Raw genomic sequence first — 23,554 nt, forward strand, 5'->3', positions numbered from 1 at the left:
GCGTTTTGCACCTGCGGCGCTCGACGGCTATTGCGGGTCAGGAGACCAAGCCAGGTGCTCGGCTCTACTTCTGGAGGCTTTGTATGTACTGCACGAGGCGCTTGATGCGGTCTCTGGTTTCGGCCGAGTCGCCTTTCACGCCGAACACCTTGGTCCAGGCTGGCATGTCCGTTCCATGACCGAGGGGCGCGCCGCCATGCTCGATGACATCCGTAACCTTTGCCGTCGGAAATACACCGCCGTTCTCGCTCGCGAGCCGCGTGAGATTGACCGGCGCAATCTTGAGCGTGCCTGCGCGCGGCCCATCGCCTTGTCCACTCGCACCATGACAAGGCGCGCAATGTTCTAAAAATGCTGACTTACCCCAATCTGGGTCTTGGGATTGCGCAAAGGCAGGGCGGTTTGGTGCGCACACCACAACCATGACTAGAGTCACCAATATCCAGATGCTGCGTTGCATAACGCCCCCATTTCGCAAGCTCTGCCGACGCAACCTACCATCGGCAAATCGTTTTCCAACAATCATGTGCCTATTCGGCAACCGTCTCCATTGAGAACGACAAAGCTGTGCAATCCCCCAACTTCAAGATGTGTGCGCCCCGTCCGTAGCTTACGCAATGTTATGCTCCGTATGTGGGCAGAGTGGCCAATCTTGTTTCGACTCATACACAATTGCTGCATACCGTCGTTCGCGGTTATGTAAGGACCGGGGCAATTTCAAATCATGTCGGCAGCCTGATCAATGCAAAGCAGCACTGCAACCAACCCGCCAACGGTTGTTCGCACGCAGTCGGACGGTTCGCCTTCGGTCATTGCCGCGGGCAGTTGGACCGTGGCGCACATTCAAAAGCTCGAAGAAGCCGTCGAAGCCATGCGCGGTGCACGTGGCACTGCGGCCGTCGCAACGATCGGGGCGCAGGGCATTACCGAGCTGGACACCTTTGGTGCCGCGCTTCTCTCGGAGCTGACGCGCATCTGCGGCAACGCAAAGGGGCCCGCTCGTCTCGATCTGCCACACCGCTTTGTCGACCTCTACGATCAGATCGACGAGCTTGCTGTCGCTCCTCAGATGCCACCAGAGCGGCGCAACTGGCTTGCTTACCAGCTGCAAACGCTGGGTAGAGCCACAGTGAACATCGCAGATGACCTGAACTCGCTCGCCGCGATGCTCGGGCGGATCTGGGTCGCCTTTTTACGGACGCTTGTGCGGCCATCCACGTTCCGATTCACATCCGCAGTCCATCAGCTGGATCGCGTGGCCTGGCAGGCCGTGCCGATCATCCTGCTCATTACTTTCCTTATCGGCGCCATCATCGCGCAACAGGGCATCTTTCATTTCCGCAAGTTCGGCGCGGATGAGTACGTTGTCGATATGGTCGGCATTCTAGTCCTGCGTGAAATTGGTGTTCTGATCGTCGCCATCATGGTCGCGGGACGTTCGGGCAGTTCCTACACGGCCGAACTTGGCTCAATGAAGATGCGTGAGGAGATCGACGCACTTCAGACGATGGGCCTGGATCCGGTCGAGGTTCTGATCCTGCCCCGCGTAATCGCGCTCATCATCGGGCTGCCGATCTTGACGTTCCTTGGTTCGATGTCGGCACTCTATGGCGGCGAACTCGTCTGTTGGTTCTACGGCGGCATGGCGCCTGAGATATTCCTTGCGCGGCTCAAGGAAGCGATTTCAATTACGCACTTCAAGGTGGGCATGATCAAGTCGCCGTTCATGGCACTGGTCATCGGCGTGGTCGCCTGCGCACAAGGTTTGCGCGTGAAGGGAAGCTCTGAGTCATTGGGATTGGAAACCACGGCTTCGGTCGTGAAATCGATCTTTCTCGTAATCGTCCTCGACGGCGTTTTCGCCATCTTCTTTGCATCCATCGATATGTGAGCCGGGATGACGGAACCTATCATAAGCGTGCGAGACTTGATTGTCGGCTTCGGGGATCACACGGTTCTCGATGGGGTAACGGTCGACGTTCTGAAAGGCGAGATTTTCGGCTTCGTCGGCGGATCGGGCAGTGGAAAATCCGTGCTACTGCGCACGATCATCGGGCTGCTGCCAGCTCGGGCCGGAACCATCACGGTGATGGGAACCGAGCTGATCCACGCGGATGAAGAGGCGCGCCGCGCCATTCAACGCCGCTGGGGTGTCCTTTTCCAGCAAGGCGCGCTGTTTTCCTCGCTCAACGTCATCCAGAATGTCCAATTTCCGCTGCGCGAGTTCCTCGATCTTCCTCCAGACCTGCTCGACGAGATCGCGCGCATCAAGCTGGAAATGGTCGGCATCAGAGCCAAGGATCACCACAAGCTTCCCTCCGAGCTTTCGGGCGGCATGATCAAGCGCGTAGCGCTTGCCCGTTCGCTGGCGATGGACCCCGAACTTGTCTTCCTCGACGAGCCGACTTCCGGGCTCGATCCCATTTCGGCGGGCGACTTCGACGAACTCATCAAGACCTTGCAGAAGACACTGGGCCTGACGGTCTTCATGATCACGCACGATCTGGAGACACTTCACGCCGTCTGCGACCGCATCGGCATTTTGGCGGGTGGCAAGGTCGTAGCCTGCGGCCCGATGGAAACCATCCTCAAATCCACCCATCCCTGGGCCGTGGAATATTTTCACGGGCGCCGCGGCGGCGCGCTTGCCGACCGCCGCATGACAAAAGCAGAGTGAGAACACCAGATGGAAACGAAGGCACGATACACGCTCATCGGCTTGTTCACGCTGTTGGTCATCGGCGGTATTTTCGGTTTCATATATTGGCTTCATAGCACCGGCGGCATAGGCCGCAGAGCCGAGTACAAAGTTCAGTTCGAGAGTTCCGTCTCCGGACTTCTTGTTGGATCGAATGTGCTCTTCAATGGCGTGCGCGTAGGTGAAGTGAGTTCATTGCACCTCAACCCGGACAAGCCGACCGAGGTGATGGCCACCATTGCCGTGGACGCGGCGACGCCGGTCCGCAGCGACACCGCCGTCAACATGGACTTTCAAGGATTGACAGGCGCGCCCGTCATCGTTCTGAGCGGCGGAAGCCCGACTGCGGCTCCGCTTCAGTCCACCGACGGGCAGCCGCCGTTGTTGCATGCGCCGCCGGATGCCGGACTAACGCTCTCGCAGTCGGCCCGCGATGCGCTCGGAAAGTTCGACAAGATCCTCGGCGAAAATGCCGATCCGCTGCACGACGCCATCACCAATATCAAGACATTCGCCGAGGCGCTGTCCCGCAATTCCGACCACGTCGATGGGATCATGGCAGGGCTTGAGCGTATGACAGGAGGCGCGGCCGCAAAGGCGGCCGGAACGATCTTCACCTTCAACGTTCCCAGCGACATCCAGAAATGTTCGCAGCGCGGAGATGCGCAGCTCACGGTGCCCGAGCCGGTCGGCCTAATGTCGATCAATTCGGATCAGATCCCGGTTTTGGGATCGCAGGAAGCTGCAAAGCCATACAAGACTGGCAGCTTCTCCGACGCCATTCCGTCGGTGCTCCAGGTCAAGATCATCGAAGCGCTGGAAAATTCACAGTGCTTTAAATCGGTCGCCCGCGTTATCGACACGGTGGAGCCCGACGTGCAGGTCATCTTCGACATCCGAAAGTTCGGTGTCGTTCCTGGCGACAAGCCGATGGCAGACATAGACCTCTCGGCGAAGATCGCCGCAGGCGGCGCCATAGCGGCATCCAAGGTTTTTCATGAATCGATCGCGCTGCAATCCGCGGACGCAGTTGGCGCAGCGCACGCCTTCGACGAGGGATTTGGAAAAATCGCGCGGGCCATGGTTCCGTGGGTCGCCCAGGTTGCCGCCAATCACCCGAAGCCGAAGGACGAGCCTGCCCCCTGAGGCGAAGCTGATTAGCACTGGAGCGTCAGCTATGTCGTAGTATTCCAATACGACACGGCAGAGAACCCGGCCGTTGCTTCGCGTGCGCAAGCGTCCCTACGAGACAAAATTCCCGCATCCTACGGTCCTTTCGTATCTTAAAGAGCGGCGGCGGGGTGAAATTGAGTCTTCCTTCAGCTATGTTTGACGTCAAAAGACGAATGCGCTCAAGCGCCAAGCTGGGGAAGAACGCTCATGACGGACGTCAAAGCCATGTTGGGTTGGGTGGCACTGGCCATCCTGGGGGCCATTTCACTGGGCATTGTCGCCCTTTCACGCGGTGAAACAATTAATGCCGTCTGGCTGGTCGCCGCCGCAGTATCGGTCTACCTCATCGCTTACCGCTTCTATGGGCAGTTCATCGCCCAAAAGGTCCTGCAAATCGATCCCACCCGGCCGACCCCGGCGATGCGCCACAACGACGGTCTCGACTATTGTCCGACAGACAAGAATGTCTTGTTCGGTCACCACTTCGCTGCCATTGCTGGCGCGGGGCCACTCGTGGGGCCGGTGCTTGCCGCGCAGATGGGCTTTCTTCCCGGCACGCTATGGCTGCTTGTCGGCGTGGTGTTCGCCGGCGCCGTTCAAGATTTCATTGTGCTTTGGGCGTCCACCCGACGCGATGGCCGTTCGCTCGGCGACATGATCCGCTCGGAGATGGGCCAAACCGCCGGCACCGTCGCCATGTTCGGCGTGATGATGATCATGGTCATCCTGCTTGCCGTGCTGGCGCTCGTGGTCGTCAAGGCGCTCGCCCACTCGCCGTGGGGAACCTTTACGGTCTTCGCCACCATTCCGATTGCGATGCTGATGGGTGTATACGGCCGTTTCATGCGCCCTGGGCGCATCGCGGAGATGTCAGTCATCGGCTTCGTGCTGTTGATGGCATCGATCTTCTATGGCCAGCACGTCTCGCAGGATCCAGAGCTGGCACATATGTTCACGTTCACCGGCGAGCAGCTTGCGTTGATGCTGATCGCATATGGCTTTATCGCGTCCGTGCTGCCGGTCTGGTTCCTGCTGGCACCGCGCGACTACCTCTCGACATTCCTCAAGGTCGGCACCATTTTCGGATTGGCCATAGGCATTCTGGTGGTTCAGCCCGACCTTAAGATGCCGGCCGTGACGCAATTCATCGACGGATCGGGTCCGGTATTCAATGGCACACTGTTTCCCTTCCTGTTCATCACGATTGCCTGCGGCGCGGTCTCCGGCTTCCACGCGCTCGTGTCGTCTGGCACCACGCCAAAGATGCTCGACAACGAAGCCAACGCCCCGTTCATCGGCTACGGCGCGATGTTGATGGAGAGCTTCGTTGCGATCATGGCGCTGATTGCAGCCTGCGTGCTGGAGCCTGGTGTCTATTTCGCCATGAACTCACCGGCCGCGTTGATCGGCACAACGCCGGCCGATGCTGCCACCGCCATCAGCAGCTGGGGCTTTACGATCTCGCCCGACGTTTTGCAGAAGGTCGCCGCCGATGTCGGCGAGAGCACGATCCTGTCGCGCACGGGCGGCGCCCCAACGCTTGCCGTCGGCATGGCGGAGATCCTTTCAGGTGCCATTGGCGGTAAGACGATGATGGCTTTCTGGTATCACTTTGCCATTCTGTTCGAGGCGCTGTTCATTCTGACCACCATCGACGCCGGCACGCGCGTCGCCCGTTTCATGCTGCAAGACCTGATCGGCAGCTACGTTCCCGCATTCAAGAATACGAAGTCTTGGCCAGCCAACATTGCGGCCACCACGCTCGCCGTCGCGGGTTGGGGATACTTCCTATATCAAGGTGTGATCGATCCTCTGGGCGGCATCAACACGTTGTGGCCTCTGTTCGGCATTGCCAACCAGATGCTCGCCTGCATCGCGCTGATCTTGTGCACGGTGGTGATCTTCAAACTGAAGCGCGAACGCTATGCGTGGGTCACGATCGTCCCGATGGTCTGGCTCGCCATCTGCACATTGGCTGCAGGCTGGCACAAGTTGTTCGATCCCGATCCCAAGATCGGCTTCCTCGCGCACGCCAATCAATTTGGCGAAGCGCTCGCCAAGGGTGAGATTCTGGCGCCTGCCAAGGACATTACCCAGATGAGCCGCATAGTGTTCAACGACTACGTAAACGCGGTGATGTCGGGCCTTTTGATCGCACTCGTGGTCGTTATGCTGGGCTTTGCAGTTAAAGCGGTGCGTGCGGCTCTCGCTTCACCAACTGTAACGGCCCGCGAAACACTTGTCGCAGCGGAGTAGCGATATGGTAGCCCAACATCAAACATCTCAACCCGTGCGGATCTGCAGAACTCCAAGCCCCCCGGCGCAGAGTGCCGGGGACAAGGTGCGCGCGCTTTTCAAGAGCTTTGCGTCCACGGCGCGGCTCATGGTCGGAGTGCCGGACTACGAGGCTTATGTGCGCCACCGCCAGAAGATGCACCCGGGCGAGCCTGTTATGAGCTATGAAGAGTTTTTTCGCGAGCGTCAGAACAGCCGCTACGGCGTTAATGGCGGCAAGATCTCGCGTTGCTGCTAACACCGGCTTCTTCGCCACGAGGGTCGGCGCTTGGCTCGAGGCGTAACCGGCACCAACGTCTGGACCGCTGCGACGTGAGGTCGATTATGTTTCGCCGTGTCCCGATTGCGATCCTTGCAGCTCTTTTGTCTACGTTCTCCGCGTCTGCAGGCGGCACGCCGTCCTATGGCGAGCGTCTGGAGGGCTTCGATTACCCGTATGAGGTCCAAACGTTCAAGTTCACTTCGCAGGGCCAAGCTCTGGAAATGAACTATATGGACATCGCCCCCGCCCAAGCGGACGCGGCCAACGGGCGTGCGGCCGTGCTCCTGCATGGCAAGAACTTCTGCGGCGCGACCTGGGAAACCACGATCAAAGCCCTCACCGGCGCGGGCTTTCGCGTTGTCGTTCCCGACCAGATAGGCTTCTGCAAATCCTCAAAGCCACTGGGCTACCAGTTCAGTTTCAATCAGCTCGCAGCGAACACGCGCGATCTCATCTCTCAGCTCGGTCTCGGCAAGGTCACGCTCATAGGGCATTCCATGGGCGGGATGCTGGCGATGCGTTTTGCCATGGCCTATCCCAACAGGATCGAGCACCTCGTGCTGGTCGATCCGTTGGGTCTTGAGGACTGGCAAGCCAAGGGTGTGCCCTACGCGACGATCGATGAGCTCTATGCGGCACAGCTCAAGACGACGTTCGAATCCATCAAGGAATACCAGCAGCGGATGTACTACGGCGGTAGCTGGAAGCCGTCTTACGACCGGTGGGTTGAGATGCAAGCAGGCATGTATGCCGGACCGGGGCGGGCGCACATCGCCATGATCCAGGCCCAGACCAGCGACATGATCTTCAACGAGCCGGTTATCCATGAGCTCGAACGCCTGGACATGCCGGTTACGCTGATGATCGGAATGAAAGACCGTACTGCACCCGGTTCCAACCGCGCACCCAAGGCGCTCGCAGAGCAATTGGGTGACTACCCGACGCTCGCCCGCGCGGCCATCGGCCGGTTGGTGCATGGGCAGCTTGTGGAGTTCCCCGACCTTGGTCATTCGCCTCAAGTGGAGAACCCGGAGAGATTCCACACCGAGCTGCTGCGGGCGCTGACCCGCTAGTTGCCCGCCACCACGGCTTTTTGCGGGACATCGTGGCCGGGGCACAAAAATCGTACGATCGGAGGCATTTTATGTAATTTCTTACGGCGACCGTAACCGGTCTCGCTCGACGGTCGTTTCAATCAGACAACTGAGTACGAGCGCCATGATAGAGTTCGTCAAGGATACGGCCAAAGTCTTCGGTCGCGCACTCCGGCTGCTATTCTTCTTTCCCGTTAAGCGTTACCCGGCGGACCCTTCGCGCACGACCATCGTGGCCCTGATAACAATGGCTATCGGCGCCACCGCAGTTGCCGAAACTTCCGTTGCCGGTGACCACTCCTCTATCTCTGGGCCTGGGGTTATCATCGCGATCGGAGGCTGGCTGGTCTTTGCCATGGTGCTATGGCTTTCAAAGCCGCGCTACGCTCTGTTCGGATTGCCACGTGTTCTTGCCGACAGCGCTGCTCTCAGCACATTGACAACCTTGATGTCGGCAGGAGCCTACGCGTTGTGTAAACGCTATGCAGACATTGGTGGGTGGTCCTTGTTTGCGGTATTTGCCGGCCTCATTCTGTGGTGGGCGGTGGCGCTTTGGCGCGCTGGCCGTCATGCGTGGACCGGTTCGCAATGGCGCTTTGGCTTCCGGCCCGTCCAGTATGCAGCCATCATCGCGCTTCTCTTGCCCGACGCTCCTATGGTGCGCGGTAACGACACCCAGCCAGGCTTTGACATCTGGCGAACCGCGCAAGCCTACTACAGCTACTATGCTGGCTACTACGGCATTGACGGCGAGGATGAGGATGGGGCTCCTGTCAAGCTCGTTGACGTGGAGCAGACCTATTACCGGCAGCCCTTACTGGTGCAACAAGCCCTCGATAAGGTGCAGCCTTCAGATCCAACCCGCAGTGAACTCTATTTCCTGGCAGCCGCAAGCTTTGCCGATCAAGACGTTTTCAAAAGCGAGGTCGAGAAGACACGCGCCCTGTTCGATCAGCGTTTTGCGACCGCGGGTCACTCCATCGTGGCGATCAATCACGCCGATACGGTCGATGATCTTCCGCTCGCCAACGTCTCCAACATGACCTCTCTGTTGGCCGGTCTCGCCCGCAAGATGGACACCGAGAACGACGTGCTGGTGATGTTTCTCACCTCGCACGGATCGCCTGGACGCTTCTCTGTGAGCTTCTCGGGCTTCTCGCTTAATGACCTGACGCCCCAAGCCCTGCGAACCATGCTGGACGCGAGCGGCATCAAGAACCGCGTTCTGATCATTTCGGCATGCTATTCGGGAAGCTTCATTGACATGCTCGCCGACGACAACACTTTGGTCATCACCGCCGCAAGCGACAAACGCACGTCGTTTGGCTGTTCGAACGAGCGCGAATGGACATTCTTCGGCGATGCGTTCTTCAACCACGCCTTGCGAGAGACGTATTCGTTCGAGGCAGCTTATGCAAAAGCGCGCGAGACTGTCGGTGGATGGGAACGCGAGCAAGGGATTACGCCGTCCGATCCCCAGATGTCAGCAGGCCACGCGATCCATGCCAAACTCAAGGAAGTCGCGCAGGCCTTTGCGCAAAACCAAGCCAAGGCAGGCGACGCCAGCGGGTCGGTTCCTGGGGCTGCGGTGCGGCGATCCGCCGACGCCCGGTAAAGCACCTTGCCGCCCGTCACGGGGCACACTAAACCGGCGCGATGGCACCTCCCCTTCTTACCCTGAAAGACGTCTGGTTGACCTTTGGCGGCACACCACTGCTGGAGGGCGCAGAACTGACTGTCGCACCCGGCGACCGCATTTGCCTTGTCGGCCGTAATGGCTCGGGCAAGTCCACTCTGCTCAGGATCGCCGCCGGCGTTGTCACGCCCGATAAGGGTGAACGCTTTGCCCATCCTGGGGCCGCGATCCGCTACCTGCCGCAGGAAGCCGACTTCTCGGGCTTCGATACCGCCCAATCCTACGTGGAGGCAGGGCTCGGCCCGACGGACGATCCCTACCAAGCCATCTATCTGCTCAACGAGCTGGGACTGACTGGCGATGAGGACCCCGCTCAACTGTCTGGCGGAGAGGCCCGCCGCGTGGCTCTCGCGCGGGTTCTCGCTTCGCGTCCTGACGTCCTTTTGCTGGATGAACCGACCAACCACCTCGATTTGCCCGCGATCGAATGGCTGGAACAGACCTTGAAACAGTCGCGATCCGCCGTTGTGCTCATCAGCCACGACCGCCGGTTTCTAGAGAACCTGTCGAAGTCGACCGTTTGGCTCGATCGCGGCCGCTCGCGCCAGATGCAGGCAGGATTTTCCGCCTTTGAGGAGTGGCGCGACAAGGTTCTCGAAGAGGAAGAAACCGAGCGCCACAAGCTGGACCGCAAGATCGTGCGGGAAGAGCAATGGATGCACGGTGGCGTGACCGCACGCCGAAAAAGAAATGTGCGGCGCGTGCGCGAATTGAAGGATATGCGGACTGAGGTGCGCGAGCGCCGCTTCGTGCAAGGCAACGTGCGCCTCGACGCCGCCGAAGGAGGGCTCTCAGGCCGGCTTGTCGCCGAGTTTACAAACGTCTCCAAGAGCTATGGCGACACGCCCATTGTTAAAGGTCTCTCCTTGCGCGTCATGCGCGGTGATCGTCTTGGTCTGGTCGGCCCCAATGGAGCGGGCAAGACCACAATCCTGAAGCTGCTGACCGGCGCCCTGGAGCCCGACAGCGGCACGGTGCGGCTTGGCGTCAATCTGGAACTTGTCTCGTTGGATCAGCGGCGCGACGAACTCGATCCCAATTGGACCGTGCAGGATGCGCTGACGGGAGGGCGAGGCGATCAGGTCGTCATCAACGGCAAGGCCCGCCACGTTGCCAGTTACATGAAGGATTTTCTCTTCCTTCCCGAACAACGCTTGACCCCGTTGCGAGTTCTCTCAGGAGGCGAACGTGCGCGTCTAATGCTGGCGCGCGCATTAGCAAAACCTTCCAACATTCTCGTGCTCGACGAACCGACCAACGATCTCGATCTTGAAACGCTCGATCTTCTGCAAGAGCTGCTTGCCGACTATGCGGGCACCGTCTTGCTGGTTAGTCATGATCGCGATTTTCTTGACCGAGTGGTCACAAGCGTGCTTGCGCCTGAAGGCGACGGCAAATGGATCGAATACGCCGGTGGATATAGCGATATGCTGGCGCAAAGAATTCCTAATGCAAATTTGAATTCCGATAAGCCAACTTCATCGTCTACCGCACAAGAACTTCGCACAACGCTTGCTATCAACAACGCAGAGGCTTCTGATCCACGCGAAGACAAGCCATCGCGCAAGCTTTCCTTCAAAGAAAAACACTTACTTGATACGCTTCCTGGCACGATCGCAAGTCTGGAAGACGAGATAAGAAAGCTTTCAAAAAAGCTCGAAGATAGTGGGTTTTTTCGCCGCGACCGTGAAGGCTTCGATAACGCCACCTCGCGCCTTGCTGAAGCTCAGGCGCTGCTCGACAAAGCCGAAACGCAGTGGTTGGAACTCGAAGATCGCCGCGCCGTACTTGAAAACAAGAGCTGAGTACTCAGCATGCAAAAGGTCGCAACCAGATCACCTACTGGTTTTATCAGGTTGCGAGAATCTGGAAGTTTGTTCTTCTTGTCATGTTATACTTGCGATCGTTGGTTTGCCTTTATTTGAATAGCGGTCCACCAACTTCGCTGCCAAAAATTTTTTGTTGGTCCTAACTTCCAAAAAACTGGGGCCCGAATGACGGTCGATACTGAATCAAGACTTTCACCGCGCGAGTTGCAGTGTTTGGGATTGCTCGCACTTGGGCACTCCAATGATGGAATAGCCAAGGAGATCGGCATCCGCCCACCAACGGTTGCGATGCATCTTGCGAACGCAAGGGCGAAGCTCAAGGCCATTACTCGCGAGCACGCCGTCGCGATTGCCGTGAGCAGAGGCCTGATCAGGATCTAAGGTTCGCAATCTTGGCTCGTGCACCAAGCGAGGTCATCCCGCTTTAGGCACTCATCTTCTGAGGAGCTACTTCCTTGACGACCACTCGTCTTTCACTTCATCACACTTGTTATTGATGAAATCGTTGATGTCGGTCACCAGATAGCTTGAGAGCATGTTGACGGTGTTGTCGGCCGCCGTCGCCGTCCACATCGCGCCCTTGAGCAAAGTGGGCGCTTCGACTTTACCCCAGTTCATTTTCGCGGCGACCGCCTTACCCTTTTCGAAGTCGATCTTGGGCGAAAATTCGAAATTGATTTGCGTTGGCTCGTCGTTCTCACGTTCGACGGTGCATGCCACCGAATGCTTATCCAACTTGGTGGAGTATTTCGGCTCGGTGACGGCCTTCACCAGTTCGTCCCTCTTCAGCTTTATGGAAGACGTGCACCGCACCGGACCGTAGGGCCACGTGACCTTCAATCGGGACACCATCTTGACGAGTTGATCCTTGCGCCAACTCTTGAGCACGTCGCAGCTGATGTCGGAGCCCGCTGCCGATGGATTGCGGAACGCCGCGCAGATTTCCACCTTGCAGGCTTTACGCCCCTCCTTCTCAGCCTTCTCCTCTGGCGTCAGAACGATCTCACTGTCTTTGAGATTGCCTTCGAGACCCTGCGCCTCGGTCTTTGCCGGTTCGCTCGCGGCGGGAGCCGGAGCCTTTGCGTTCTCGCCTGCTGCCGCGGCGGCTGGCTCAGAGCTACCGGAAGCGGCCGGCTCGGCAGCGGCCACGTGCACCGATGCGACAAGAGTCGCCAACGCGGCAAGCGGCATGGCAAACTGAAGAGACAACAGGCGGAGAGGGAAGATCCGGGTCATGTTTGGTCCTTGGGTGACACCACCGGGAAAACAGGGCTGCGCTTTAGGCCAACTTGATACAGCCCGCTCGGCCCGGCGATCCTTGGCGGCCGAGTGCAGCAGGACTGTGGCAGAACGTCCGCGCCGTCGGTGCAAATTTGTACTTTTTGGCACTCCAGGAGCCGACTGCCAGCTTGAATAGGTCAGGGCGAAGCCCATATTCCTACAATCGCGCCGTGCCTACTTCGGGCGGCGGGATTGTAAGGGAATGGCTCTTGGCGTTCCCGCAGTTTGAAGGTCGCTTCGGAAAGGGCTTTCGATATGACACGTATGACCATGCTCTCGAACCCCCTGCTCCTGGGTTTCGAAGAGATCGAACGGATGATCGATCGTGCCGGTAAAGGTTCCGGCGACGGCTATCCACCCTACAACATCGAGCGCATTGCCAAGGAAGACGGCAAAGCAGAAATCCTGCGGATTACCTTAGCCGTTGCTGGATTTACCCGCGATCAGCTCGAAATCACGCTGGAAGACAGCCAGCTCGTCGTGCGCGGTAAGCAAACCGACGACAAGTCGCGCGAATATCTGTATCGCGGCATCGCAGCCCGCCAGTTCGCGCGCACATTCGTGTTGGCAGACGGCATCGAGGTCAAATCGGCCGATCTGTCCAACGGACTGCTTTCGATTGATCTGCATCGCCTGGAGCCAGAAAGGCTCGTGCGCAGAATAGAGATTGGAAGCAAATCGGCGAATAAAGAGCGGCCGTAGAGTCTTTCAAGACACAGCCAATCTGATCGAATCGTCCGAGGATCGTTTCGGTGGGAATATTCGTGGGAGCCCCTCGAATTCGCCCTGATGGCATCCCATAGAATCTATGACCGATCCTCGTTCCATGGAGGAACAGCGTCATGAAAGAAAAAGTACCCGGTAAGACCAAAGCGTCGGTCGACCACCGCGCTGTGCCACTGATGAGCGAGTTTGAACTTGCCAGGCTCGGCGGCGGAGAAGTGGCCTACATCAAGACATTGTCATCCGACGACGCGCAGCGCATGTTTCCGATGGTTGAGGGCCTTCCGGCTGACACCAACCTGTTCTCGTTGCATGCGGCAGACGGCACGCCGATCGCGCTTACAGATACGTTACAGGCTGCCATCGGTCACGCACAGGAAGGTGACCTCGCTATCGCTGCGTTGAATTGACGAAGCAGATAGCGCGCAGTTTGAACTGCGCTCTCAGGTTTGTGCCTGGATGAGCAAATGTTGGTTGGCGTTTCGCCGATGCGTTGACGATCACGTTAACGAGAACGGACCCCACGAAAAAGCCCCCGATCCATCGGACCGGGGGCTTTTTCATTTCACTCGCCGCTCAGCTTGCTGAGCGACATCAAGCCCCTTTGGATGATGATCAGTTGAGCTTGAACGGCATGTCCTTGCCGGCAAAGAAGGCGTCGATGTTGTCGAGCGCTTCAAAGCCCATCTGATTGCGTGCCTCGACCGCGGCCGATCCCAAATGCGGAAATAAGAACGTGTTGGGCAAATCGTAGTAACCCTCGTTGATCTTGGGCTCGCCGGCAAACACGTCGAGACCCGCATAGGCCAAGCGGCCAGACTTGAGTGCCGCGATCATATCGGCGTCGTTCACGAGATCGCCGCGCGCCGTATTCACGACAATGGCGCCCTTTGGCAGCTTCTCGATCGTCGCCGTGTTGAAGAACCCACGCGTCTCAGGTGTGGAGGGCGCGTTGATGGAGAAGAACTCCGAGACCTTCAGCAGACTATCGAGGCTGTCGTGGTAGACGGCGTTGTACTTTGCTTCGACCTCCGGCTTCGCTCGGTAGAGGTCGTAGTAGTGAATTTGCATGTCGAAGCCGCGGGCGCGTTGTGCGAGCGCCTGCCCGATCTTGCCGAAACCGTAGATGCCGAGCACTTTGTTATCGAGGCGGCGTCCGACGAGTTGCAGCGGCTGCCAGCCCGGCCATGCACGCGCGCGGATCATCCGCTCACCCTCCGAAGCGCGACGTGCCGAGCCCAACAGCAGAAGCATGGCGATCTCGGCCGTGGCGACCGTCACGCCGTGGGGCGCATTACCGACCTTGATGCCGCGAGCCTTGCAGGCCTCCAGATCGATGTGATCAAAGCCAATCGAGAACGTGGAGACACACTTGATGTTTTCTGGAATTTTATCAACCACCGCTTTCGGGCACTTCTCGTTAAGAGTCAGCAAGATGGCGTCGACGCTCTTGGCAGTCTCCAGCATTTCCTCGATCGTGATCTTGGGATCACCGCCATGCGCGATGACGTCATAGGTCTCCCTGGCGCGGGCCATCACGGCCTCGGGCAACGGCCAAGTGATCAGGATTTTCTTCTTCATTTTTGCTAGAGCTCCCAGATTTCCGACTTTCGTAGGATAACGCTTCTGCCCCACTCGACTGGTCCTGACAAGGGCGAAGGTAGCGCGACGGCTTACCCCGCAGTGCGGCAATTAAGAAATCAGTAACCATGTGAGGCGCAGAGTCGCTCAGGCCCCAAGGGCCGGATCTGGTTTGGCCAACGGGAATTCGGCGATCCCTCATGCGGCGTCCCACGCTCAGAGTCGTTGTGTTTGTTACCGCCACCTTGGCGGGCGCAAAGATATGGACGCAGGACCGCTTCCATCAATCCATCTACGATGACGCCTTGATTGCAGCCTACCAGGACAAGGCCGTGTCCACTTGCCAGCGGGAACTGAAACGGAACTGGGCACGCCTCGGGGACGTGAGGTTGTCACCGCTAGGTATCAGGATCGGCAATCCCAATACCTCGGTCGCCTTGTGGGATTTCGATAATCCGCTTTGGAATGTGCGTTATCGCCATCCACAGCTCTTGCTAAGCGCAGAGCCGCAAGGCGAAGTTGGATGTGCATTCGACATCGTGGCAGGACTTGCCGATATCAACGTGACGCCGCGCTAGCCGAGCGACACAGGTTTTCGAGCACCACCGATCAGGTGCGCTCGCCGGCAATCGCAATCTGCGTCATGAACAGATGGTCGTAGCGGCCGCCGGTCAGGCGCGAGAGCATCTGGGTGCGCTCACTAAACGGTGTGACGGGTCCCATCCAGGCAATGCGGAATCCCGCATCCTCAAACATTTGCCCAAACGTCGTTGGCGTGAACCAGCGCAAATGCGTGCGGTCAAAGACGCCGCGGTCGGTCAGATTGAAACGGCCCAGAGCAATCTCCCGCACCACGCGCCAATGCGAAATATTGGGAGAGCTTGCCATGACGATCCCGCCCTGACGAACAAAGCGCGAAACGCGCTTCAACATGCGCCGCGGCTCCACCAGATGCTCAAGCACCTCCGAAAGGATCAGCACGTCGAAGGCTGCCGGCTGCCAGGGAAATTCCAAGGTCTCGACATTGCCGGTCACGACCTCGGTCAAAACCTTGCGAGCTTCCTCGGCAGCGGACTCAAAAAGTTCAACGCCGACGTAGCGACCACAACGGCCTTGCGCCAATGCGAGGGCGCCCGTCGCTCCGGTGCCGCAGCCAATCTCTAGGATTGCGGCAGTAGGATCATGAGGCAATCGCCGGACAAAGTCCGACCGCGCGCCTGAAAAGTAGGAATTCGGTTTTTGGGCGTAGAACGAGCTGAAGCTGTTCACGGTCCCCGCCGTCTCAATCGACACACCATCCTCCACGGAACGCTGGCACTCACGCTTCTGCTTAGCATCCAATTCTTGAAGAGCACGCTAACGAAAGCCGAGAGATCCGCACAAGCACCCGATCGATGCATCCCTCCCCTGTCGAATTCAAGAGGTCGCAGGGCGAACCTTAATCCGAAATTAACCTTCCCGCGTCATTGCTAGTCACTGGTGCAAACCGTCGGGTTGCGGCGGTTGGTACGCGTATCATTTGCTGACGAGCCCATTGTCTTGCGTAGATTGCTCGCCATAGTTCCTGCCCGCGTTTCGGCCGCTGTCCTTTGTTCAGCGCTGCTGGCGGGAGCATGCGCATCACCTGACATCATCAGTGGACCACAGTTTCTCACGCGAGAGGGCAGCACCGCACTTCAGCGGGTCTATCGCCTTGGCATCGGCGACAAACTGAAGGTGACTGTGTTTGGCGAGGACAGCCTCAGCGGCGCAACCGAGGTCAATGCCTTGGGGCAAGTATCGTTGCCGCTTATCGGCGACATGCCTGCCAAAGGTCTTGCTCTTCAAGAACTCAAGGATGCGATCGCCCGACGCCTGGCTGACGGCTACATAAAAAATCCCAAAGTCACGGTAGAAATGACCAATTACCGCCCGATCTACGTCCACGGCGAGGTCAAGAACGGCGGCGAATTCCAGTTCAAGAACGGCGTGTCGTTGCGTGATGCCGTAGCCATGGCTGGCGGCTATACTTACCGCGCGGACCAGAGCTACATTTACATCGGCCGCGAAGGCGAAGCCGACGTCGCTGTGCGCATGCCCACCGACGTACCAGTTCTCCCCGGCGACAATATCCGCATTCCAGAAAGGTTCTTCTGATGCGGCGGCCCGCACCCAGCTGAGGCCGCATGGCGCAACAATGCACCGGTCGCGGTTCTCTTCTCGCGCGTCTCGTTCGAAGTGCGCGCGCGCTGGTTTGCGCCTTGCCGATGCGAGCGTTGCTAATGCTTGCCGTGTCCACGTCCGCCCGCGCCGGCGATCTGGATATTGACGACCGAGACGGATTGAACACCACCACCATTGCCAAACAAGAGCGCGACAAAGAGTGGCTTGAATACAAAGCCTACGGCGCCCAGACCGTCGCAGGACAGAATCGCAACTTCGCAAAGCCCGATGGCTTGCGGGTGGGGAACAACGTGGTCATGCCCGAAGTGGGCGCGCTCGTTACGTATGACGACAATATCTACGCCTCAGACGAGGACAAGGTCGGTGACATACGTACCGACCTCACCCCTTCGGTCAAATTCCGCTCGGAGTTGCCCCGCCACGTTCTGGATTTGTCGCTCGACGGCAAGATCGTAAACTACCTTGAGAATACCGATCAGGATTACGCCAACGTCAGGGCTCGTGTCGGAGGCGCGCTGCAGTTCGATCACGCCCATACGTTGTCGGCGACAGTTCTTTCGTCTTTGGATCACGAGGAACGCACTAGCCCGTCGTATCCCTTCTCCGCCCAGGACCCGCAACAAGTCTGGTACAATATGGGCGCTGTGGGTATCACGCGCGATGTTGGCCGCCTGTACGGGACGATATCCGCTGCGGCGCAAAGTTGGGACTTTGCAAATAACGTCGCCAGCGATGGCAGCACGCTGGATATGGCCTACCGAGACACACGGGCCTACAGCACCTCGTTGCGGGTCGGCTATCGAATTTCACCCGGCTTCGATTTCGTAACGAAGCTTCGCGGAATCAAAATCTGGAATCGGGGCGATGAAACCAGCAACCAGAGTTCGCTCGGATACGAAGCCCTTGCGGGCCTCGCGTTCGAGACAAACCCGTTATTGCGGTGGCGGATCATGGGCGGCTTCGGGGTCCGCGACTATGAGCAAGCTGGTATCGCAACGCTGAACACCAGCCTTCTCGAAGCAGAGGTCGAATGGTTGCCGACCCAACGATTAACAATTTATGGCACCGTGATGCGTCGTCTCAACGACATCGGCGGACCTGACGGCTCAAGCCTTTTGCAGACGGGTGTGAGCCTTCGCGCCGATTACGAGATCTATCACAATCTGGTGCTGAACCTCGGCGCATCGGTGCGAGACGACCAATCGTTGGCAGACGGAACCTCCGAACTCGTCTACGGAGGCAGCATAGGGCTCGAATACTACCTTAATAAAAACTGGCTGTTCACCTTTACGTATCAACATGACGTCAGAGAGTCGGATAGCGAATCGCGAAACATGCACCGCAACCGGTTCATGGTCGGGGCGAAGCTGCGATTCTAGGACGTTGTATGGAAGACAGAGAAGAAGACCTCGAGGGCGAGAAGTCCGGCGGCGGGGCCATGAGCCTCGAACGCGCGATTTCTGCTGTCCGCAAAAGGTTGAAGCTCGTCATCGCCATTCCGGTTGTATTGGCTGTCACATCGGCGCTCATTACTCTATCGCTCCCCAACCGCTATGACGCCTCGGCACTGGTGCAGATCGACCCGCGTCAGAAGCTCATCAGCAACATGGACAGCGTCGTCACCGATCTTAAGGGCGATGTGCCCACGGTTGAGAGCGAGGTGGAGGTCATTCGTTCCCGGCCCGTCATACTTTCGGTGATCGAAACGCTGGGTCTGAGGAACGATCCTGAATTCAACCGAGCCTCGAAACTGGAAGAGCTATTTTCGTGGTGGGGCCTTGCCAAGGAAGACGCCTCGGCCAACCCCGACCGCCCTGCACAGCTCGCGCGCGACCAGATCGCAGAGGTCCTCAATCCGCAAAGGCCCGGCACAAGCGTTCCGGAGCGGGATGAGGTTGCAGTTGCATTTGCAGAACGTCTGAAGGTAGTGCGCGTGCGCACGACCTTGCTCATCGACATCCGCTTCTCCGCTTCCGATGCCACCAAGGCGGCGCTGATCGCCAATACCATCGCTGAGACCTATCTGCGCCAGCAGATAGAGGTCAAACGCCGCGCCAACGCCTCTGCCACCGAAATTCTCGAAGCCAAGATCGAAAAGATGCGTGGCAAGGTGACAGAGGCGGAGCGGAACGTCGAACAATGGAAGGCCCGCAACAACATCTTCGATTCCGAAGGCCAGATCCTGTCTGAAAAGCAACTCGCCCGCTTGATGGAGCAATCCGTCAACGCTCGTAACGCAACGACCGAAGCCAAGGCCAAGTACGAGCAGGCCCAGAAGCTCGCACGCATGGGCGACACCGGGACCGCGCTGGCCGAGGTCTTGAAAAGTCCTACGGTGCAGGCGCTCAAAGATCAACTTGCCACCGCCAATCGCAAGGCGGCCGAGCTGGCGACGCGCTACGGTCCCAAGCATCCTGAAATGATCAAGATCCGCGCGGAGGTTGCTGAAGCGCAGGCCCAGCTCGACGCGGAAATCGCGCGCCTCGTCGAGAACCTGAAAAACGATTACGAAGTCGCGGACGCGCACGAGCGCCATCTGGCACAAAGCATCGCGCAGATGAAAGAGCAGCAGATCGACACTAAAGACGCCGGCGTCGAACTTCTGGAGTTGCAGCGCGAAGCGGATAGCTCAAAACAAATGTTTGAGGCCCTGCTGACGCGCTACAAGCAGACCAGCGGCACACAAGACTTCCAGCTTCCCGACGCACACATCGTGGAAAGAGCCGACATTCCTCTGTTTCCTGCCTCTCCCAAGCGCAAACAAATTGTGATTTTGGCAACGATTGCGGGCCTTGTCATGAGCATGGGATTTGCCGTTCTTCTTGAACTCATGGCCCCTGGCGTGAGCCGTCCAGAGGATGTGAAGCGCGCGCTCGCATACGAACATCTATCTTCGATGCCAGCCATTCGAGGCGAGGGCGACGACAATGTCTCCGCTGAGAAAGCCGTACGTTTGATCGTTGCCGATCCAGCCAGCGTCTACGCCGATGGGATCCGTGGCGCGCGGCGTGAACTGGATGCGCGTCGGAGAATGCCTGGCCCGCGCGTCATTCTGGTGGCTTCCGCATTACCCAACGAAGGCGCCGAAACGATTGCCTCAAACCTTGCTCATCACTATGCCTTGACGGGAACCCGCGTATTGCTGGCCGACGTTGACGCTCGGCGTCAGCCGCTCACGCGCCAACTTGCCCCGCAACGCATGATGGGATTTGCCGATCAGCTGATCATGAACCGGCCAGTTGAGGCTGCGGTTTTGCGCGATACTTTAACGGGTCTTCATTTTCTTCCTGCCGCTGGCGACGCGCCGTTGTCTCGCTCGGTCCCGGAAATTCTGGCAAGTCCGATAACCGCGGCGGCACTTGCCCGCCTCAAGACGCGCTTTGAAGTGATCGTTCTGTCGGCGCCACCCCTTCTGCCTGTCAGCGATGGACGCATTCTGGCCGACTACGCAGACCAGATCGTGTTCGTCATGACGTGGCAGAAAACCCCGAAGGCCCTTGCGAAAAAGGCCCTGCAGACCCTTGGCCCGAACGGCATAAAAATGGCCGGCGTGGTGCTCAGTGAAGTCTACGACGACAGCGATCGGCACTATCTCACGATGCTGGCACAAGCCTCATCAGCGCCGACGAGACGCTCGCGCAGCGCGGCGTGAGCGCTCAATTTTTCGTTGAACAACGACCACGTCCAATCGCGAGCCGTGCCACCTGCTTCCCCCATTGTGGCAACAATTATGACAAACGGAATTCTTCTCTCTTCAGTCAAAATTTAGACAGTTGAGGTTAGATGGCACAAAGGAGCCGGGGCAGAGTCGACCCTCGGCCAAATAGTTTGCATGACCATACAGGTAAGCGAATGAGCACTAAAGCGTCTGCAATGACGGAAACAACCGTCAGCGAACCTAAAGCCAAGGACATGATGCGCCGCCGTTTGTCGCGCAACGTGGCCGCGGACGTTGTCGCTATCGGCGACATTCTTGCCATGGTTTTAGGCGGACTCCTGCCGGCGCTCATTTATGCAATCGTCGGTCACATCAAGATTGACCAGGTGTTGGTGCTGCAGTCCGTGCTTGTCGCCGGTTTCATAACGCACCTATGCCTGCGCTTTCGCGGCATGTACGACACCACCCGCATGGATATGTTCAAACAGGATCCGTTCGAACTATTCATCGGTGTCATCTGCGGCATGATCGGCGTGCTGGGCATCGGCCTGCCGCTGGCACTGCGCAACATGCACATCGTCGTGTGGTACGCTGCCTGGTTATCGGCAAGCTTCTCGCTCACTCTCTATTGCCGCATCATTGCCCGCAAGATTCTCGCGAAGCTCGCCGCCGACGGTCGTTTCGACCAGCGCGTCGCGGTGTTCGGCGCCGGCCAGATCGCTCGCCGCGTTCATGATCATCTCAAGTCTCCGGGCCTCGGCGTCTACTTTGCCGGCGTCTATGACGACCGTGCCGGTGAAGACCGCTTGAACCCGGAAGGCCTCGAAGTCGCCGGAAAGCTGGAAGACCTCGTCACCACCTGCCGCGAAGGCAAGATCGACCGCATCATCGTCGCCCTGCCGCAGACGGCAGATCAGCGCATCTCGACCATCGTCAAGAAATTCGCCACGCTGCCGGTCTCAACCCACATCGTAACGCACATCTCTTCGGATCTTGTCGACAACGACATCGCCCACAAAGTCTCGAACCTCGGCCCCGTTGGCCTCCTCGACGTAAAAAAAAACGTCTGAGTGGCTGGTCACCAATCGTCAAGAGAATTGAAGACATCGTTATCGGCAGCTTGATGCTTGCCATCAGCCTTCCGCTCTGGCCGCTGATCGCACTCGCCATCAAGATCGAAAGCCCCGGACCCGCCATCTTCTCTCAGCGCCGTCGCGGCCGCTTCATGCGCGAATTCCGCATGCTAAAGTTCCGCTCCATGCGCGTACTTGAGGACGGAAGCGCCGTGCGTCAGGCCACTCCGGGCGATGCGCGCATCACCCGCGTTGGGCGCATTCTTCGCCGCACCAGCCTCGATGAGATTCCGCAGCTATTGAACGTTCTTCGCGGTGAGATGTCCCTCGTCGGCCCGCGCCCACACGCGCTCGTCCACGACGAAGAGTTCTCTCGCCTGCTTGAGCTTTATCCAGATCGTCATCAGATGAAACCCGGAATGACAGGTTTGGCACAGGTGACTGGACTTAGAGGATCAACGGCCAAGCCCGGCTCCATCGAAGCACGGGTGGAAGCTGATCTCGCCTACATCAAGAACTGGTCCGTGGCACTCGACTTAGGCATCCTGAGGCGCACCATCGCGGCGATGATCGCAGGAACGAACGCCGATTAGGCGGACTCGTGAAGAGGTTTTGGTTGTAAGCGGCGATGAAGAGCAAGATCAAAAGAGCACCCTGGCCGGTCCTGCTGCTGATTGCTTCGTTCCTTTGCCCGACGGAGCTGTCTCTCTACATCGCCGGACTGCGCTTTCCGCCGCATCGTGTCGCGCTCTTCATCCTGTTCCCGATTGCGATCATGCGCCTGGCCTCGCAAAACGGCCTCAAGGTGCGCGGCTTCGATATCTTTTTTATCCTGTTCAACGTCTGGACCGTCGCGATTTACATGTATCACGAGGGCGGTCAGCCCGGCCTTGTCTATGGCGGCTCTCAGGCGCTGGAAAGCCTCGGCGGTTATCTGGTTGCGCGAGCATGGATCCGCAACGAAATGGAGCTGCGCGCCACTCTGAAAGCCCTCGGCTGGGCAATTTTCATTGCGGCCATGATTGCCCTCCCCGAAACGCTTTTCGGACAGATCTTTACGCACAACATCCTGCACCAACTGACGGGCTACTATCACCCGATCGGTGTGGAACAGCGCCTCGGTCTCACGCGCGCTTACGGCGTTTTCGATCACCCCATCCACTACGGAACCTTCTGCGCGACGATGGCTGCAATGTTCTGGTTTGCGGAACGCACCACGGCTGCCCGGTTCAAAAAGGCCGGCCTGCTTGCGGCGGCCACTGTGCTTGGACTTTCCTCTGCTCCGCTTCTGTGCTTGGGCCTGCAGGGTGGCATGTTGGCCTGGGATAAAATTACGCGCGGATTCAAGGCGCGCGCCAAGATCACTTTGTTGATCATCGTCGGCCTCTACATCGGCGCATCCCTGGTTTCCACTCGCGGCCCCATCGCGATCATCGCCACAGGCATGACGCTCGATCCGTGGACAGGTTTCTATCGCCTGCAGATCTGGGAAAACGGGATGAACAATGTCTGGATGTACCCATTGACGGGCCTTGGCCTCGGCGAATGGGAACGCCCAGATTGGATGTTCTCCTCCACCATCGACGCCTTCTGGCTGGTGATCATGATCCGCACCGGTCTGCCGGCACTTCTTCTTCTTGTTATCGCCCTGACCCTCCTCTTCCGGGCGGTCAACAAGCGCGGCCTCAAGTCCAAAGATCCCATGCTTCGCAACATGGCGCGCGGGTGGACGATGTCTCTAATCGCATTGTCGATGGTCGCAACAACGGTGCATTTGTGGAACGTGCCGTTCACGTTCTTCTTCTTCTTCCTCGGCACTGCTGGTTGGATTGCAGATCCTGTCAGGGTTCGCGCAAAGGCGAAAAAGCCCGCAACCTCAAAGCAAGATGCCATGCTGGGCTTCCCGGCGCCTGCCCCGGGCGGTCTGGCCGCCCCATATCCGCCGCGGCCCATGATGCCCCACGGCGCGTATGCATAACGTGCGGGCCCTGCACACGAACCCACGAACGACTTCTATGTTGCGTTTTT

Annotated in this window: 22 protein-coding genes; 18 read left to right on the top strand and 4 right to left on the bottom strand. The window is 58.5% G+C overall.

What is annotated here, in order from left to right; all coding sequences use genetic code 11:
- Window positions 1-64 precede the first annotated feature (64 nt).
- Window positions 65-460, bottom strand: a complete 396-nt coding sequence (locus R3D51_01455; protein ID MEZ5898136.1) for a c-type cytochrome — start codon at window positions 458-460, stop codon at window positions 65-67.
- 282 nt (window positions 461-742) lie between these two features.
- Here R3D51_01455 and R3D51_01460 point away from each other — a divergent pair, with 282 nt between their 5' ends.
- From R3D51_01460 to R3D51_01500, 9 genes are all read left to right on the top strand, one after another.
- Complete coding sequence (locus R3D51_01460) at window positions 743-1,891, top strand: ABC transporter permease (GenBank protein MEZ5898137.1); 1,149 nt, start codon at window positions 743-745, stop codon at window positions 1,889-1,891.
- 6 nt (window positions 1,892-1,897) lie between these two features.
- The gene (locus R3D51_01465; protein ID MEZ5898138.1) at window positions 1,898-2,677 is read left to right on the top strand and encodes an ATP-binding cassette domain-containing protein; all 780 of its coding nucleotides are present in this window, start codon (window positions 1,898-1,900) and stop codon (window positions 2,675-2,677) included.
- 9 nt (window positions 2,678-2,686) lie between these two features.
- Window positions 2,687-3,844: an MlaD family protein gene (locus tag R3D51_01470; GenBank protein ID MEZ5898139.1), complete on the top strand. Its 1,158-nt coding sequence runs from the start codon at window positions 2,687-2,689 to the stop codon at window positions 3,842-3,844.
- A 234-nt stretch (window positions 3,845-4,078) separates the two neighbouring features.
- The gene (locus R3D51_01475) at window positions 4,079-6,127 is read left to right on the top strand and encodes a carbon starvation CstA family protein (protein ID MEZ5898140.1); all 2,049 of its coding nucleotides are present in this window, start codon (window positions 4,079-4,081) and stop codon (window positions 6,125-6,127) included.
- An 85-nt stretch (window positions 6,128-6,212) separates the two neighbouring features.
- On the top strand, window positions 6,213-6,404 hold the full coding sequence (locus R3D51_01480) for a YbdD/YjiX family protein (protein MEZ5898141.1): 192 nt from the start codon (window positions 6,213-6,215) through the stop codon (window positions 6,402-6,404).
- 86 nt (window positions 6,405-6,490) lie between these two features.
- Entirely contained in the window at window positions 6,491-7,501 is a 1,011-nt protein-coding gene (locus tag R3D51_01485) for an alpha/beta hydrolase (protein ID MEZ5898142.1), read from the top strand.
- Between the two features lie 145 nt (window positions 7,502-7,646).
- On the top strand, window positions 7,647-9,137 hold the full coding sequence (locus tag R3D51_01490) for a C13 family peptidase (protein MEZ5898143.1): 1,491 nt from the start codon (window positions 7,647-7,649) through the stop codon (window positions 9,135-9,137).
- 41 nt (window positions 9,138-9,178) lie between these two features.
- The gene (locus R3D51_01495) at window positions 9,179-11,023 is read left to right on the top strand and encodes an ATP-binding cassette domain-containing protein (protein ID MEZ5898144.1); all 1,845 of its coding nucleotides are present in this window, start codon (window positions 9,179-9,181) and stop codon (window positions 11,021-11,023) included.
- A 189-nt stretch (window positions 11,024-11,212) separates the two neighbouring features.
- Entirely contained in the window at window positions 11,213-11,428 is a 216-nt protein-coding gene (locus tag R3D51_01500) for a helix-turn-helix transcriptional regulator (GenBank protein ID MEZ5898145.1), read from the top strand.
- A 66-nt stretch (window positions 11,429-11,494) separates the two neighbouring features.
- Here R3D51_01500 and R3D51_01505 read toward each other — a convergent pair whose 3' ends face one another.
- Window positions 11,495-12,283, bottom strand: a complete 789-nt coding sequence (locus tag R3D51_01505; protein MEZ5898146.1) for a hypothetical protein — start codon at window positions 12,281-12,283, stop codon at window positions 11,495-11,497.
- A 300-nt stretch (window positions 12,284-12,583) separates the two neighbouring features.
- On the opposite strand from R3D51_01505, the gene R3D51_01510 reads away from it, so the two are divergent.
- Together R3D51_01510 and R3D51_01515 are read left to right on the top strand one after the other, a co-directional pair.
- Complete coding sequence (locus tag R3D51_01510; GenBank protein ID MEZ5898147.1) at window positions 12,584-13,030, top strand: Hsp20 family protein; 447 nt, start codon at window positions 12,584-12,586, stop codon at window positions 13,028-13,030.
- A 140-nt stretch (window positions 13,031-13,170) separates the two neighbouring features.
- Window positions 13,171-13,461, top strand: a complete 291-nt coding sequence (locus R3D51_01515) for a DUF1150 domain-containing protein (protein ID MEZ5898148.1) — start codon at window positions 13,171-13,173, stop codon at window positions 13,459-13,461.
- Between the two features lie 205 nt (window positions 13,462-13,666).
- Here the strand turns inward: R3D51_01515 and R3D51_01520 are convergent, their stop codons facing one another.
- Window positions 13,667-14,632 (bottom strand): D-glycerate dehydrogenase, encoded by a 966-nt coding sequence (locus tag R3D51_01520; GenBank protein ID MEZ5898149.1) that lies wholly within the window; start codon window positions 14,630-14,632, stop codon window positions 13,667-13,669.
- A 200-nt stretch (window positions 14,633-14,832) separates the two neighbouring features.
- Between R3D51_01520 and R3D51_01525 the strand changes: the two genes are divergently transcribed.
- A complete protein-coding gene (locus R3D51_01525; GenBank protein MEZ5898150.1) occupies window positions 14,833-15,210 on the top strand; it encodes a hypothetical protein in 378 nt (125 codons plus the stop codon).
- Window positions 15,211-15,241: 31 nt separating this feature from the next.
- Here the strand turns inward: R3D51_01525 and R3D51_01530 are convergent, their stop codons facing one another.
- Window positions 15,242-15,925 (bottom strand): methyltransferase domain-containing protein, encoded by a 684-nt coding sequence (locus R3D51_01530; protein ID MEZ5898151.1) that lies wholly within the window; start codon window positions 15,923-15,925, stop codon window positions 15,242-15,244.
- 246 nt (window positions 15,926-16,171) lie between these two features.
- On the opposite strand from R3D51_01530, the gene R3D51_01535 reads away from it, so the two are divergent.
- From R3D51_01535 to R3D51_01560, 6 genes are all read left to right on the top strand, one after another.
- A complete protein-coding gene (locus tag R3D51_01535; protein ID MEZ5898152.1) occupies window positions 16,172-16,768 on the top strand; it encodes a polysaccharide biosynthesis/export family protein in 597 nt (198 codons plus the stop codon).
- Between the two features lie 125 nt (window positions 16,769-16,893).
- Window positions 16,894-18,174, top strand: coding sequence for an outer membrane beta-barrel protein (locus R3D51_01540; protein ID MEZ5898153.1), 1,281 nt, complete (start codon window positions 16,894-16,896; stop codon window positions 18,172-18,174).
- A gap of 8 nt (window positions 18,175-18,182) precedes the next feature.
- The gene (locus R3D51_01545; protein ID MEZ5898154.1) at window positions 18,183-20,447 is read left to right on the top strand and encodes a polysaccharide biosynthesis tyrosine autokinase; all 2,265 of its coding nucleotides are present in this window, start codon (window positions 18,183-18,185) and stop codon (window positions 20,445-20,447) included.
- Window positions 20,448-20,668: 221 nt separating this feature from the next.
- Entirely contained in the window at window positions 20,669-21,523 is an 855-nt protein-coding gene (locus R3D51_01550) for a hypothetical protein (GenBank protein ID MEZ5898155.1), read from the top strand.
- A gap of 26 nt (window positions 21,524-21,549) precedes the next feature.
- The gene (locus tag R3D51_01555; protein ID MEZ5898156.1) at window positions 21,550-22,119 is read left to right on the top strand and encodes a sugar transferase; all 570 of its coding nucleotides are present in this window, start codon (window positions 21,550-21,552) and stop codon (window positions 22,117-22,119) included.
- A gap of 35 nt (window positions 22,120-22,154) precedes the next feature.
- A complete protein-coding gene (locus R3D51_01560; GenBank protein ID MEZ5898157.1) occupies window positions 22,155-23,504 on the top strand; it encodes a hypothetical protein in 1,350 nt (449 codons plus the stop codon).
- The last annotated feature ends 50 nt before the right edge of the window (window positions 23,505-23,554 follow it).

It is taken from the genome of Hyphomicrobiaceae bacterium (assembly GCA_041397645.1).
Lineage (GTDB): Bacteria > Pseudomonadota > Alphaproteobacteria > Rhizobiales > Hyphomicrobiaceae > Hyphomicrobium_B.

Excerpts from the sequence above, each read along its gene's own strand:
- R3D51_01455 (MEZ5898136.1), bottom strand. The coding sequence starts at position 460 with ATGCAACGCAGCATCTGGATATTGGTGACTCTAGTCATGGTTGTGGTG.
- R3D51_01460 (MEZ5898137.1), top strand. The coding sequence starts at position 743 with ATGCAAAGCAGCACTGCAACCAACCCGCCAACGGTTGTTCGCACGCAG.
- R3D51_01465 (MEZ5898138.1), top strand. The coding sequence starts at position 1,898 with ATGACGGAACCTATCATAAGCGTGCGAGACTTGATTGTCGGCTTCGGG.
- R3D51_01470 (MEZ5898139.1), top strand. The coding sequence starts at position 2,687 with ATGGAAACGAAGGCACGATACACGCTCATCGGCTTGTTCACGCTGTTG.
- R3D51_01475 (MEZ5898140.1), top strand. The coding sequence starts at position 4,079 with ATGACGGACGTCAAAGCCATGTTGGGTTGGGTGGCACTGGCCATCCTG.
- R3D51_01485 (MEZ5898142.1), top strand. The coding sequence starts at position 6,491 with ATGTTTCGCCGTGTCCCGATTGCGATCCTTGCAGCTCTTTTGTCTACG.
- R3D51_01490 (MEZ5898143.1), top strand. The coding sequence starts at position 7,647 with ATGATAGAGTTCGTCAAGGATACGGCCAAAGTCTTCGGTCGCGCACTC.
- R3D51_01495 (MEZ5898144.1), top strand. The coding sequence starts at position 9,179 with ATGGCACCTCCCCTTCTTACCCTGAAAGACGTCTGGTTGACCTTTGGC.
- R3D51_01500 (MEZ5898145.1), top strand. The coding sequence starts at position 11,213 with ATGACGGTCGATACTGAATCAAGACTTTCACCGCGCGAGTTGCAGTGT.
- R3D51_01505 (MEZ5898146.1), bottom strand. The coding sequence starts at position 12,283 with ATGACCCGGATCTTCCCTCTCCGCCTGTTGTCTCTTCAGTTTGCCATG.
- R3D51_01510 (MEZ5898147.1), top strand. The coding sequence starts at position 12,584 with ATGACACGTATGACCATGCTCTCGAACCCCCTGCTCCTGGGTTTCGAA.
- R3D51_01515 (MEZ5898148.1), top strand. The coding sequence starts at position 13,171 with ATGAAAGAAAAAGTACCCGGTAAGACCAAAGCGTCGGTCGACCACCGC.
- R3D51_01520 (MEZ5898149.1), bottom strand. The coding sequence starts at position 14,632 with ATGAAGAAGAAAATCCTGATCACTTGGCCGTTGCCCGAGGCCGTGATG.
- R3D51_01525 (MEZ5898150.1), top strand. The coding sequence starts at position 14,833 with ATGCGGCGTCCCACGCTCAGAGTCGTTGTGTTTGTTACCGCCACCTTG.
- R3D51_01540 (MEZ5898153.1), top strand. The coding sequence starts at position 16,894 with ATGCTTGCCGTGTCCACGTCCGCCCGCGCCGGCGATCTGGATATTGAC.
- R3D51_01545 (MEZ5898154.1), top strand. The coding sequence starts at position 18,183 with ATGGAAGACAGAGAAGAAGACCTCGAGGGCGAGAAGTCCGGCGGCGGG.
- R3D51_01550 (MEZ5898155.1), top strand. The coding sequence starts at position 20,669 with ATGACGGAAACAACCGTCAGCGAACCTAAAGCCAAGGACATGATGCGC.
- R3D51_01560 (MEZ5898157.1), top strand. The coding sequence starts at position 22,155 with ATGAAGAGCAAGATCAAAAGAGCACCCTGGCCGGTCCTGCTGCTGATT.